Annotated in this window: 17 protein-coding genes and 1 pseudogene; 17 read left to right on the top strand and 1 reads right to left on the bottom strand. The window is 37.5% G+C overall.

The window, feature by feature from the left end; genetic code table 11:
* The first annotated feature begins 39 nt into the window (after positions 1–39).
* The 6 genes and pseudogenes from BWI96_RS20965 (at position 40) to BWI96_RS20940 (ending at position 4,845) form a co-directional block, all read left to right on the top strand.
* Positions 40–933: an aldo/keto reductase gene (locus tag BWI96_RS20965; protein ID WP_106638453.1), complete on the top strand. Its 894-nt coding sequence runs from the start codon at positions 40–42 to the stop codon at positions 931–933.
* 3 nt (positions 934–936) lie between these two features.
* Entirely contained in the window at positions 937–1,929 is a 993-nt protein-coding gene (locus BWI96_RS20960; protein ID WP_106638452.1) for an oxygenase MpaB family protein, read from the top strand.
* Positions 1,930–2,011: 82 nt separating this feature from the next.
* On the top strand, positions 2,012–2,296 hold the full coding sequence (locus tag BWI96_RS20955; protein WP_106638451.1) for an SCP2 sterol-binding domain-containing protein: 285 nt from the start codon (positions 2,012–2,014) through the stop codon (positions 2,294–2,296).
* Positions 2,297–2,542: 246 nt separating this feature from the next.
* Positions 2,543–3,882, top strand: a pseudogene (gene mnmE, locus BWI96_RS20950) (tRNA uridine-5-carboxymethylaminomethyl(34) synthesis GTPase MnmE).
* 184 nt (positions 3,883–4,066) lie between these two features.
* Entirely contained in the window at positions 4,067–4,246 is a 180-nt protein-coding gene (locus tag BWI96_RS20945) for an Arm DNA-binding domain-containing protein (protein ID WP_106638450.1), read from the top strand.
* 272 nt (positions 4,247–4,518) lie between these two features.
* A complete protein-coding gene (locus BWI96_RS20940; protein WP_106638449.1) occupies positions 4,519–4,845 on the top strand; it encodes a helix-turn-helix transcriptional regulator in 327 nt (108 codons plus the stop codon).
* Positions 4,846–4,872: 27 nt separating this feature from the next.
* Here BWI96_RS20940 and BWI96_RS20935 read toward each other — a convergent pair whose 3' ends face one another.
* A complete protein-coding gene (locus tag BWI96_RS20935; RefSeq protein WP_106638448.1) occupies positions 4,873–5,073 on the bottom strand; it encodes a hypothetical protein in 201 nt (66 codons plus the stop codon).
* 165 nt (positions 5,074–5,238) lie between these two features.
* On the opposite strand from BWI96_RS20935, the gene BWI96_RS20930 reads away from it, so the two are divergent.
* The 11 genes from BWI96_RS20930 to BWI96_RS23030 all read left to right on the top strand — a co-directional run.
* Complete coding sequence (locus tag BWI96_RS20930) at positions 5,239–5,991, top strand: Ig-like domain-containing protein (RefSeq protein ID WP_106638447.1); 753 nt, start codon at positions 5,239–5,241, stop codon at positions 5,989–5,991.
* Positions 5,992–6,043: 52 nt separating this feature from the next.
* Entirely contained in the window at positions 6,044–7,120 is a 1,077-nt protein-coding gene (locus BWI96_RS20925; protein WP_106638446.1) for a dsDNA nuclease domain-containing protein, read from the top strand.
* Between the two features lie 41 nt (positions 7,121–7,161).
* Positions 7,162–7,785: a hypothetical protein gene (locus tag BWI96_RS20920; protein WP_106638445.1), complete on the top strand. Its 624-nt coding sequence runs from the start codon at positions 7,162–7,164 to the stop codon at positions 7,783–7,785.
* 17 nt (positions 7,786–7,802) lie between these two features.
* Positions 7,803–8,870 (top strand): hypothetical protein, encoded by a 1,068-nt coding sequence (locus BWI96_RS20915; protein ID WP_157830477.1) that lies wholly within the window; start codon positions 7,803–7,805, stop codon positions 8,868–8,870.
* Positions 8,867–9,100, top strand: coding sequence for a hypothetical protein (locus BWI96_RS22745; protein ID WP_106638443.1), 234 nt, complete (start codon positions 8,867–8,869; stop codon positions 9,098–9,100). The genes BWI96_RS20915 and BWI96_RS22745 overlap by 4 nt, the downstream gene beginning before the upstream one ends.
* A gap of 30 nt (positions 9,101–9,130) precedes the next feature.
* A complete protein-coding gene (locus tag BWI96_RS20905) occupies positions 9,131–9,454 on the top strand; it encodes a hypothetical protein (protein ID WP_106638442.1) in 324 nt (107 codons plus the stop codon).
* Complete coding sequence (locus BWI96_RS20900) at positions 9,451–10,509, top strand: hypothetical protein (RefSeq protein ID WP_106638441.1); 1,059 nt, start codon at positions 9,451–9,453, stop codon at positions 10,507–10,509. Before BWI96_RS20905 ends, BWI96_RS20900 begins: the two co-directional genes overlap by 4 nt.
* A gap of 10 nt (positions 10,510–10,519) precedes the next feature.
* Complete coding sequence (locus BWI96_RS23510) at positions 10,520–10,915, top strand: DNA/RNA non-specific endonuclease (protein ID WP_106638440.1); 396 nt, start codon at positions 10,520–10,522, stop codon at positions 10,913–10,915.
* Positions 10,896–11,093, top strand: coding sequence for a DNA/RNA non-specific endonuclease (locus BWI96_RS23505; protein WP_106638439.1), 198 nt, complete (start codon positions 10,896–10,898; stop codon positions 11,091–11,093). Before BWI96_RS23510 ends, BWI96_RS23505 begins: the two co-directional genes overlap by 20 nt.
* Positions 11,074–11,376, top strand: coding sequence for a DNA/RNA non-specific endonuclease (locus BWI96_RS20885; protein WP_157830476.1), 303 nt, complete (start codon positions 11,074–11,076; stop codon positions 11,374–11,376). The genes BWI96_RS23505 and BWI96_RS20885 overlap by 20 nt, the downstream gene beginning before the upstream one ends.
* An 18-nt stretch (positions 11,377–11,394) precedes the next feature.
* Positions 11,395–11,771 (top strand): DnaJ domain-containing protein (locus BWI96_RS23030; protein WP_157830475.1); only part of this gene is annotated, 377 nt, incomplete at its 3' end.

Here is an 11,771-nt window from a genome sequence, read left to right as displayed (position 1 = left end):
TTTTGAAGATTCCGCCAGTCATTATTTGATCAGTAAGCTATGAATTATACCCGACTTGGATCGTCCGATTTAGTAGTCAGCGAAATTGCCTTTGGCGGCATGTCGCTGGAAAAGGAGACTGCTACGCAGTTACTTCAGCAGGCTTTTGACAAAGGAATTACTTTTTTCGATACGGCTGATATTTATAACAAAGGAGAAAACGAGCGAATGATAGGAGAAGCCCTGCGTTCGCACCGGAAAGATATTGTTCTGGCCACCAAAGTGGGTAATCAGGAAAGAGCAGATGGAAAAGGCTGGGACTGGAACCCGACCAAAGCCTATATTCTTGAATCGGTTGAGAAAAGCCTGACACGGCTTCAAACGGATTACATTGACCTCTACCAATTACACGGCGGCACAATTGAAGATCCGATAGACGAGACCATTGAGGCGTTTGAGTTACTGAAAGATCAGGGAAAAATCCGGGCGTACGGCATTTCTTCCATTCGTCCCAATGTCATTAATGAATACGTCAAGCGTTCGAACATTGCCAGCGTTATGATGCAGTACAGTTTACTGGATCGTCGGCCTGAAGAAAATGTACTGGATTTACTCGCGGAGCACAACATCAGCGTTCTTGCTCGCGGAAGTGTGGCGAAAGGTTTACTGGCGGGTAAAACGCCGGAACCGTACCTGAATTATAATGAAAGCGAGGTTCAACAGGCCGCAGAAGCCATAAAAGCCCTAAGTTCAGCAGAGCGAAACGAAGCGGCTACGGCGATTCGTTATGCCTTGTTTCCGAGAGCGGTGGCTGCGGCGGTAGTCGGCATTCGAACGTTGAAGCAACTGGAAGACGCCCTGAAAGCGGGGGAGGCCACATTAAGTCCCGAAGAATTCTCGGAACTAGGTAATGTACTTTCTGCTGCTAATTACAAAGAACACCGCATCAACTAGCCTATGAGCACCCGGATCATCAAAACCACTCGTTTTTTCTCAACGGAATTGCTTAATCAGTATCGCCAGCAAATGGATCCGGCGGCTGATGCAGTAGTGTCCGTTATGGCAGAAAAAGGAGGAGCGAAAGGGGTTCGGCAGCTATTGCTGGAGCGGACGGCAGGACACATTCAGCTAAAGGACGATCCTTACTGTAAGGATTTTTACGAAACGCATCATCAGTTACCGGCCTGGGCGGATCAGCGACAAATAGACAAGGCTTGTCAGTTGTTTCAAAAGAATAAGGATATCGTAACCTTATTGTTAGGATGTATGTCTTTGCCTTATACGTACCTGGGGGCGGATGGCGTTCAGGTGTTAATGCTTTCGCAGCGGATGCAGAACGATACCCGTAAAAGACTGGAAGAAACGGGTGAATTTGTTTTTGGCATTCTGGATGAATCCGCCTGGAAGGGAGATTCCCCCGAAGCACTCGAACGCCTTCTGAACGTACGATTAATTCATGCCGCCGTTCGCTGGTTTTCGCTTCATTCTGGCAAATGGAATCCTGCGTGGGGAATGCCCATTAATCAGGAAGATATGGTTGGAACGAATCTGTCTTTCAGTTATTTAGTAGTATTGGGGCTCCGAAAAATGAACGTTCATTTGGATGAAAAAGAGGAAGAATCCTACCTGCATTTCTGGAAAGTAGCTGGCTTTTTAAGTGGGGTAGCTGAAGAATTGCTCCCCATTAATTTACGGGAAGCGTATATCCTGAGTCAGCAGCTTTCCCGTCACTTATTCCGAGCCTCAACGGAGGGACAGTTATTAACTCGGGCCTTGTTGAAGGTTATGCAGGAAGATATTCCAGAAGCTTTAAAAAGCTTACCTGCCGCCCAAATGCGGTTTTTGTTGGGGGATGAATGGGCGGATCAGTTGGCAGTTCCAGCGGTTCCTTTCGAGAAGAAGATTATTCCCTGGATTCCTTCTGGACTATTTTTCAAAAGTCAGGGTTGATTATTTCATCAGAACTAAGCAACTTGCGGCCCTTTTGTGGGTGAAGTTAGAAACGCTGAACCTTTTTATTTAACAGACATCTATGACATTTCAAGAAGTAGACGCGAAAATCAAGCAACTGGCGGCTCAGAAGGGCGGAACCGGTGACGTTATAAAATTTCAGACTGACGAAGGTAACATTGTGATTGACCGTGATGGAACCGTTTACAACGATGATCGTGAAAGCGACGTTACCATCGGAATCAGTGCAAAAGACCTCAGCAAGCTGATGACGGGCGATCTGAATCCCATGACGGCTCTGATGTTCGGAAAAATTAACATCAGCGGTGATATGTCACTCGCCATGAAATTGAAGGATCTTTTCTAAATCTCAGCGATTTAATCTCAAGAGTCCAGCAACCCTGATGAACCAATTCGTCAGGGTTTGCTTTTTATAATTTTGAATGAGTGAAGGATGGAATGAGAAAATAAATGGTGATGAACTATTAGATGAGCAAGAGATGGATAATAGTCTGTCTAATAATTATTTAAATGTTCAGAAAATAATAGAATTTGTATTAGGAAGTAGAGTGTAAATAACGCTAAACTCAAAATCCCAAACAGTAAACTAATCATGTCGATTATAGCTCAATCTACCATCTGTGCCCTGGCTACTCCCGTTGGAATTGGAGCTATTGCCGTGATTCGGGTGTCGGGTGCCGAGACTTTCCCCATTGTTCAGAAACTATTTCGAGGTAAAAAGCTGGCGGATCAGGCTAGCCACACGATCGTTTTCGGAACCCTTCGGGATGAAGATGGAGGCATTGTGGATGAGGTATTACTCAGCTTATTCAGAACGCCGCATTCTTACACTCGTGAAGATACCATCGAGATTTCCTGCCACGGATCGGCCTATATTATTCAGAAAATCCTGCGACTACTAATCCAGAATGGCTGTCAGATGGCTCAGCCGGGAGAGTTTACGCAACGGGCTTTTCTGAATGGTCAGTTGGATTTAGCCCAGGCTGAAGCCGTTGCCGATCTTATTGCTTCTGACAATGATGCCAGTCACCGGGCTGCTATTCACCAGATTCGCGGGGGATTTTCGAAAGACATTGCTCAGCTACGAGAGCAACTCATTCACTTTGCTTCACTCATCGAACTGGAACTTGATTTTGGCGAAGAAGACGTGGAGTTTGCGGATCGGGATCAGCTACGCCGTTTAATTAATGCCATCCGTCGAACCTTACAGCCGCTTATTGATTCCTTCATGCTTGGAAATGCCCTGAAAGAAGGCATTCCGGTAGCCATTGTCGGGCCGCCGAACGCGGGAAAATCAACCCTGCTCAATGCTTTACTGAACGAGGAAAAGGCCATCGTGACTGAAATTGCCGGAACCACCCGCGATGTCATCGAAGATACCTTAATTATCAGCGGAATCAAATTCCGCATTCTGGATACGGCGGGTATTCGCACCACAAATGACCGGGTGGAAGCCATCGGTGTAGAACGTTCCCTAGAAGCTCTCAACCGAGCCGAGATTATTTTGAAGTTAAGCAGTCCAGACGTGGCCAGCACCGAATTTGAAGAACTCTTTTCAGAGCGGGTAGGAGACCCAAGCCGGGTGATCTCGATTCATACCAAAGCCGATTTATCCGAGGAGAGTAACGCCGATCTGGCCATCTCCGCCCAGACCGGACAAGGTATTGAAGAGTTAAAACAGCGGTTACTTGATCGGGTTAATCAGCATCGTACGAACGATACCGTAGTAACAAATCTACGCCATTTCGAACATCTAACCGCAACCGATGCTTCTTTGCAAAGAGCATTAAATGGGCTGGATGCGGGCATTACCCAAGATTGGCTAGCATGGATATCCGTCAGGCCTTACTACATCTAGGAGAAATTACGGGTCAAATTACTACGGATGATTTGTTGGAGAATATATTTTCTAAGTTTTGTATCGGGAAATAGAGTTTGCACTATAATAATATAATAAAATGATTAATAATTATACAAGTAATTGATATACAATTATTTATACTGCATCTAATGAGGTTAGTTAATATCATTTTGTTACATTTTTCTCATTTGTTAGTTAGTCATTTTTGTTTCTCCTTTGTGCCTCAACGGATACCGAGAAACAAAAGAAACAAAAATGGCAACTAGAAAATCTTCCTCTAAAGAAGCAGTACGCTTAAGGGAAAAAGATCTTAAAAACGGAGTCAAAAGCCTTTACCTTGATATCTATATCAAGGGTAAGCGGTCTTATGAATACCTGAAACTTTACATCGTCCCGGCCAAGACTACCCAGGACTCGAACCTGGATGGCTGTTAGCCTAGCTAAGAGCCCAGTGCACTTTCTGTCTTTATTGGTACCACCTCGAAAGATGTGCGTTGCCAATTCCGCCAGAGACCCGTGCAATTTTTCAAACATGTTTGTAACAAATGTTACAATTTTCTATGCTGCTTGATAACCTTTCAGCCCTTATGCTATGCTTATATGTGTACTTTTGTTTAAGCTTAGTTATAAGGACAGGACAAATGTAGCAAAAATGTATTATTAAGATACTTATTAGCTACAATTTTTTACATAATTTTTTGTCGATTATGAAATCAATTGAGGCTCAGAGGGTTATTGAATTGCGTGGTAATAAAACACAGGAAGAGTTTGCTTCTTTGATAGGTACAGATAGGGGGAGTATTTCTTTTATCGAAAATGGCACAAGGTCTTTATCCTTAAAGAATGCAAAGAAGATATGCGAAGTATTTAATGTATCGTTAGATTGGCTTTTTGGGTACACAGAAATAATGAGTAAGTCTGACGAGACCACGAAAGAGTTGGCTGAAAAGAACGAGATCATTGATAACCTTCGCAGAGAATTGGATATATGCAATTCTAAGAATGAGATGCTAAAGGAAATGATCAAAGGTTAATAGGCCTACCTGGCGGGGCAGGGCTCGTTAATGCTTGATACTTCGAAAGTAATTTGATAAAGCCTGAGCTTTCAAAAGAATGTTAGTTCGTTCTAAGCCCTTAAGTTTCTTAAAATGCTTACTTCCAGAAGCTAAGGCGATAAGTAGATCAATATCAGTATCAAATTCAGAAGGGCTTTGAATTTGAGATAATTCAGTGAGTGCTTGAGTGGATGTTTCAGAGGGCATACTTATCAAAGGTTTATAGTTATGTAAAATTAGTTAATAAATATGCACAAACAAACTATGATATGTATAAAAAACACATACTTTGAGTAATATATGTGATCTTTTATTGAGATTATTATATTTTTTATAGTAAAAATTTATTATTACATTTTAACCCACCCAACTATGCTCATCGCAAAATTTTACCCCATCCTTTTTCTTGCCCTTACTGTTCTTGCCTGTAATAAGGAACAAAAAGAACCAGCAACCCTAATAGATTCTCAGGAATTATCGCTTCATTATGATGAGACGCATCAGTTTACTCTTAAAAAAGGGGCATCGGACGTTGCAGCTACTGACTATACCTGGAAATCTTCCAACACCGATGTAGCTGAAATTAGCACTTCTGGCAAACTCGATGCTGGCATAGTAGGAGACTCCAAAGTAACTGCGGTATCAAAAAATGGATCCGAAACAGTGGAAAGTATAGTAAAGGTGATACCATATTATAATACTTGTAAAGAACCTATTATCGAGTTTGGTATTACCCAAGCCGCCCTAAAAAGTAAAGAAACTCGGACTCAATATGGCACGGGTACGTCTACGGGAATTGTTTATACGGGTGAAAACTCGAAGCTCAAAAATGTTATATACCTATTTGAAAATAACGCATTGACCTCTTCGACCCTAGTATTTGGATCAAATTCTGCAATAGCCAAAGAAGTTGCTACTTTCTTTTTAGAAAGATATAAACCAATAGGTACAGCCAACGGTGTATACTTTTTCCGAGTATCCAGTACTGTTACTGTAGGGGTAGGAGTTAGCTCATCTTTAGGAATGGTTGCATTATATATGCCTCAAAAAAGCGGAGGCCGACAATCGGCGAATTATGATTCTTTTCAAGAAGGTTTGAAGGCACTTGAAGCTAATGGACATTAAAATCTAGTCTTGAATTTCTCACTGCTGAATTTTAGATCTTAACATATAGGTTTTGGAAGAAGATAATCCATTGTTTGAGCCACAAAGAGAGAAAATGGGCTCAATTTCATTAGGAAGATTCGATTATCAATACCATTGGGCTATTGATAAAATAATTGAGCTTCACTATAAAGGAGAAGAGTACATTATTTTCATGGAAACACATGAAGATGTAGTATTGGCAGACTCAATAGATCCTAAAAAAGTTAAGTTTGATTTCAACCAAGTTAAAGCTACAGAAAAAGAATTTACGGAACATAAATTAATTAAAATAGAAGAAAAAGATAAGAATTCAGTATTAGGGAAAATGTTTATAAGTTCGAGTAAACCTAAATTCAGAAAACTGATTCGAAATATAAATTTAGTTTCAGCCAGTGGTTTTAAGATACGTACGTTAGATCCAGAACTTAAGTTGACATGCATTAATACCTGCCATTTGACTGATAATGTAATTGACTATTTTATTAAAGCCTTAAATTCAGAATTGCAATTGGACAAGCTTCCGGATAATTTAGGTTTTATTAACTCCACATTACCTATTACATCAAGTGAAAGTACAGTAGTTGGTAATTTAAGTAGAATGATAGAGAATGTTTACCCAAAATATTCTTACAAATCACATAGTATATTTGCAAGTTTAGCAATTGAGTTACATAGAAAAGGTACAGACATTAGAGATTATCCAAAATGGAAAGAATTTGTATTTCATAAAGGGGTAACATTTACTACAGTTGATCAGTTAATAAAAAGCTTAATAGTCTCCGAAGAAGAAACTTCTATCATGGAAGACTTTGATCTTTTAGTGGTGGATTTTGAATTTAAAGGTATGAAAGCAGTAAAATTTAAAAATGCTTTTAGAAACTATTATCAAAATAGATATTCATTAACTTTAACTAAATTGTCATTAATTAAAGAAATAAGGAATGCTATTATAAATACTTTAGATAAAGAGGAAGAAGATATTATTGTTTTATTGTCATTAGTTAAAGCAATTCTTTCGAATGAATGTGTAACTTCTTTTGAGTCTGACGATAAACTAAATTGTGCAATTATTTGCGAATACTTAATATTACAAAAAGATGGCAAATGAAAACTACAAACTATTTATTCGAAATTTAAGAAATAAGAAACATGAAGAGCTTAAAATTCAAAAGGCTGTCGATTCTATCAACTACAGAAGAGAAAGGGGGGTATTACGAATTCGGAGAGAACCTAAACCTAATAACATCTGATAGCAATTCTTATGGAAAGTCAGCAATAATAAAAATGCTATTATGGACACTAGGTTGTGAGCCCTTTTTTGATGATGATTGGAAAAATTTAAAATGTAAATCAATCGTTTCTTTTACAATACTTGAAACAACCTTTACTTTTCAACGGATATTGAATAGTGTCTGGATTCAAGTAAATGATAATTCGGTAGAGTTTTATGATAAAATAACGGGTGATTATTCATCTAGATTTGCTGAGATAGTTAATTTCCCTGCTCTGTTACCTTCTTATAGTAATCGATTAGAAGTTCCTCCTCCAGCTTATTACTTTACGCCATTTTATATCGAGCAATGGAAAGGTTGGGTGTCCTCTTTTATAAATTTTGAAAATCTTACTCAATACCCTAATTGGGAAAAGCCAATTATACAAACACATGTAGGTATATTGAAGAAAGAGTATTATGATTTAGAGATTAAAATAAATGAAAAGAAATTTGAAAAGGAGAATCAAAAAAATATGTTGATAAGTATGATACTACGTTAGAAATAATTGGGGCTATAGTGCCGGAAACTATTTTATCAATTAGTGAAAAAGAGTTTTCGTTATTGACAAGTCAATTGCAAAATGATTTATTTGAGTTAACTCGAAAACAAGAATTGACACTAAATGATTTGGCTATTCAAGAAGGTGAGAGATCTTATTTGCAAAGTCAATACGAAATTGTACTTAATAGTATTGAAGATCTGCAGCTAGATTATGAGTTTGCAAGTACTGAATTAGAGGATGAGTTGATATGCCCTGTATGTGGTACTATTCATGAGAACAGTATGGATAGTAGGCTAGATTTTCTAAAAGACAAGTCTAAAATGGAAGATTTGGCTAAAGACTTAAAGCAAGAAATTTCAAAATATGAACATGATCTTCTTGAAACAAGAAAAAGCTTAGATGATATAAAAAATGACATTAAAAAATTACAAGATAAATATTTGATTGAAGATAAGGATAAGAGTATAGATTTGGAGAATGTAATTGAATCTTACTCTTCAAAATCATTGAGGCTTAAAATCAATACTAGCCGTAGTACAAGCTTATCTGCTATACATGAGATAGATATTGATATAAAAAGTTTTAAACTAGATCAAAAGAATACTAAAAACGATCAGAAGGACATTAATAGAGATTTCATAAATTACCTGATTGAATTCTTTCAGAAGGTAGATGTTGAATCTTTACTCTCTGATAAGACAAAGGAGCCCACCGACTTTAAGACCTTAGGTAAGCAAGGAAGTGAAGCTGATAAAATACGAAGTAGACTGGCTTATTATATTGCATTGTATAATTTGATTAATAAACACAGTCAGGAAATTATATCTCCTTTAATTGTTGATACACCTCAACAACAGGATCAATCTGATAAAAATTACAAGTCTATGTTAGACTTGATTTCTAATTCGACACCAGAAGAATCGCAGATATTTTTATGTGCAGTAGATAAGCCGATTCTCAGTGATTTTAAGAAGAAAAGCCATGTTGTACACGTAGCTGAAAAACAAGTCATTAGCATTGGTCAGTTCACTAGGGCTAAATCGGTTTTCGACAGTTTTGAGTTTGCTATTCTTTTATCATGACCCAAATCGAATATCTCACTGCCCAGTACCTAGGTATTCAAGACCTCATGACCGCTTTTGCTCTGGACCAAAGTGAGATGCTTATCCCACTGACCAATGAGCTCAACCGCAAGCAGAATGAGATTGTCAATGAGATGGGCGACAAGCCGTACTATATAGTACAAGTTGGTGAGATAGGGTATGAGGTGGTCCGATACGGAAGGAAAGTGCAGATTAGGAAGAAGATGTAAAATACATCACCAATTGAAGATCATTCGACTATGGATAAGCTGATTACAGTATTATTAATTTTCGTAGTTGGTATCACCACTTCTATAGGTCAAACATTTTACTATGATGATTTGAAAGCATTCAGAAGGGGTACTACTAGAATGATATTTTATTTGAAAGATTTTAAAAAGGATACTATTACAAATGGAAAAGTTTTTAGTGATCTGATTTATTTAGGTGGTGTAGAAAGTATCGGTATTGGAGAAACAATCGTCGAAAAAGAGTTTAAGTTAGAAGTGAAAAATTATAATTATATATCAGATTTTTTTCAGTATATTTTAAGAAAGATTTTGCGATTAGTAATTCTGAAATGAATTTTGTACGAGCAGATGGTATTTATGCAAATAACATTGATGTTCATAGTCTGAAATTAATAAATTCCTGTCACTTTGATGCTACATCTAAAGGTTATGTTTCTTTCGAATATTGCGATTTTAATGATATTTTTACACTAAATGGTAAAGCTGCTCATATTATTTTAAAGAAAAATTTAATAAAAAAAGCAGTTTTAGTAAGATTATTAGATTCTGATTATTTTACATTAAAAGATAATACAATTAATGAGAAATTAGATATTTATTCTTATAATTCTGAATATAGATGGGATTGGAGTAATAATTTATTTAATTCAGACATTGATTTAAGTGATACACAGCTTCCTGTATATTTTAAATTAAAGAATAACAAATTTAAAACAGCAGATTATAAATTGAATTTTACTTACTGTAAAATGGACAGTGCACAATTTAAATATTTTAATAAGAATCCTCTTGGTAAATGCTTAATTACGTTATCCCCGGACAATGCAAGTAACGTTATAATTGATTCTAAGTTATTTTGGATTGAGTATGATAGTTTATTTAGATATGATGAAATGCTAACAGTTTACGAGAAAGTTATTAATACATGTCGTGAATTGAACATGGAGGAAAGTATTGAAGGATTTGATATCCAGTACCAAATATTTAAAATTAGGCATAAATACGGTATTTTCGGTGAATCTATAGTTCAGTTTCAGGACTATTGGTGGGGTTTCGGGTATAAGCGAAGTAATATCTTGCTTAATATTGTATGGGCTTTTTTAGCTTCATTGTTGATAGTCTTCATTGGATATAAGAAAGTATTTCGAGCTTACTCTCCAAATTCAGATCATGATACTGAATTAGTTATTAAAGAATGTACCGAAAGTTTCTTGGAACGATTTAAGGTAGTGTTCTTTTATACAGCGTTGGTATTCTTTAGTTGGAGAGTAGACCATGCTAGGGTAGATTATCGCAGATACCCATGGATTGCTTTATTGATCTATACCATTTATGTAATTGGATTGATACATCTAGCTTATTTAGCCGCCTTTGTATTAGCGAAGTAACTTTGAAAATATGACCAAACACCTACCTACCAAAAGTACACTTGTAATCTTAACACTAGCTTTAACAATTTGGGCTTGTAAGACTGTATACCCAACTGAGCCTATTCAAGAGAGCCTTCTCTCTGATCAGATCCTTCTTGGCTATCCTTCTTACAATACTCAGACCTACGTAATTATTGATCATGAGAAACCGCTATTCAAAAAGCAATACGTAGCGGCTTATCTCTATAAGCAGGGTATCCCTCGCTGGGTTGGCTGGCATTTACAGACGAGTGATCTAGGAGACATTGACCGTCAGGATGATTTTAGACTGGATGAGTCTTTGCCCTCGGATGCTATAAAGGTACGGCCGACAGATTATAGCGGATCCGGATTTGATCGGGGCCATGTATGTCCATCCGGTTGATCGTACGGCCAGTGAGATTGATAACTCAGCTACGTTCCTGATGACTAACATGATTCCCCAAGCCCCAAGCTTAAACCGCGGTCTTTGGAGTGATTTGGAAGAGTATTGCCGCACTCGGGTCAAATTAGGCTATGAGGCGTATATCTATGCCGGAGGATATGGCACGGGGGGGGGGTAAGGGTTCAAATGGTGAAGTCGCATCCATATCCAGTGGTAAGGTTACTGTACCCAAACGTTGCTGGAAAGTTATTCTCATCATGCCAGAGGGTATTAATGATGTGATTCGTCTCAATAGTGGTGTAAAGTCAGAAATCATTGCAATCGATGTGCCGAATAGCCAGGATGTCTCTGGTACTCGCTGGAGGAACTACGAGCTGAAGGTAAGGGAGCTGGAAGGCCGGACGGGCCTTAACTTCTTTACTGAGTTGGATCAGAATATACAGGACAAGATTGAGAATTAACACGAAGACAAAGCATCAATGAAAGATTATTATGAAATATTGGGGGTTAGTACCAATGCCTCAAAAGAAGATATCAAGAAAGCTTATAGAAAATTATCTTTAAAGTTTCACCCTGATAAAAATGATGGTGATAAGTTTTTTGAAGATCATTTTAAAAGGATCAATGAAGCCTATGTCTGTCTAATGGATGATCAGGCTAGGTTTAATTATGATATAAAATATAAATCCAAATTTAACCAGCCGAATAATACGAATAATACGAATAATACGAATAATACGAATAATACGAATAATACGAATAATACGAATAATACGAATAATACGAATAATACGAATAATACGAATAATACGAATAATACGAATAATACGAATAATACGAATAATACGAATAATAC

It is taken from the genome of Siphonobacter sp. SORGH_AS_0500 (assembly GCF_002838835.1).
GTDB lineage: Bacteria > Bacteroidota > Bacteroidia > Cytophagales > Spirosomataceae > Siphonobacter.
The sequence above is the reverse complement of the archived record's forward strand: the minus strand, read 5'-3'. Positions and strand labels throughout refer to the sequence as shown.

Coding starts and splice junctions, on each gene's coding strand:
- BWI96_RS20960 (WP_106638452.1), top strand. CDS start 937: ATGAGCACCCGGATCATCAAAACCACTCGTTTTTTCTCAACGGAATTG.
- BWI96_RS20940 (WP_106638449.1), top strand. CDS start 4,519: ATGAAATCAATTGAGGCTCAGAGGGTTATTGAATTGCGTGGTAATAAA.
- BWI96_RS20945 (WP_106638450.1), top strand. CDS start 4,067: ATGGCAACTAGAAAATCTTCCTCTAAAGAAGCAGTACGCTTAAGGGAA.
- BWI96_RS23505 (WP_106638439.1), top strand. CDS start 10,896: ATGTATGTCCATCCGGTTGATCGTACGGCCAGTGAGATTGATAACTCA.
- BWI96_RS20905 (WP_106638442.1), top strand. CDS start 9,131: ATGGATAAGCTGATTACAGTATTATTAATTTTCGTAGTTGGTATCACC.
- BWI96_RS20885 (WP_157830476.1), top strand. CDS start 11,074: ATGGCACGGGGGGGGGGTAAGGGTTCAAATGGTGAAGTCGCATCCATA.
- BWI96_RS23510 (WP_106638440.1), top strand. CDS start 10,520: ATGACCAAACACCTACCTACCAAAAGTACACTTGTAATCTTAACACTA.
- BWI96_RS20930 (WP_106638447.1), top strand. CDS start 5,239: ATGCTCATCGCAAAATTTTACCCCATCCTTTTTCTTGCCCTTACTGTT.
- BWI96_RS20900 (WP_106638441.1), top strand. CDS start 9,451: ATGAATTTTGTACGAGCAGATGGTATTTATGCAAATAACATTGATGTT.
- BWI96_RS22745 (WP_106638443.1), top strand. CDS start 8,867: ATGACCCAAATCGAATATCTCACTGCCCAGTACCTAGGTATTCAAGAC.
- BWI96_RS20935 (WP_106638448.1), bottom strand. CDS start 5,073: ATGCCCTCTGAAACATCCACTCAAGCACTCACTGAATTATCTCAAATT.
- BWI96_RS20955 (WP_106638451.1), top strand. CDS start 2,012: ATGACATTTCAAGAAGTAGACGCGAAAATCAAGCAACTGGCGGCTCAG.
- BWI96_RS20920 (WP_106638445.1), top strand. CDS start 7,162: ATGAAGAGCTTAAAATTCAAAAGGCTGTCGATTCTATCAACTACAGAA.
- BWI96_RS20965 (WP_106638453.1), top strand. CDS start 40: ATGAATTATACCCGACTTGGATCGTCCGATTTAGTAGTCAGCGAAATT.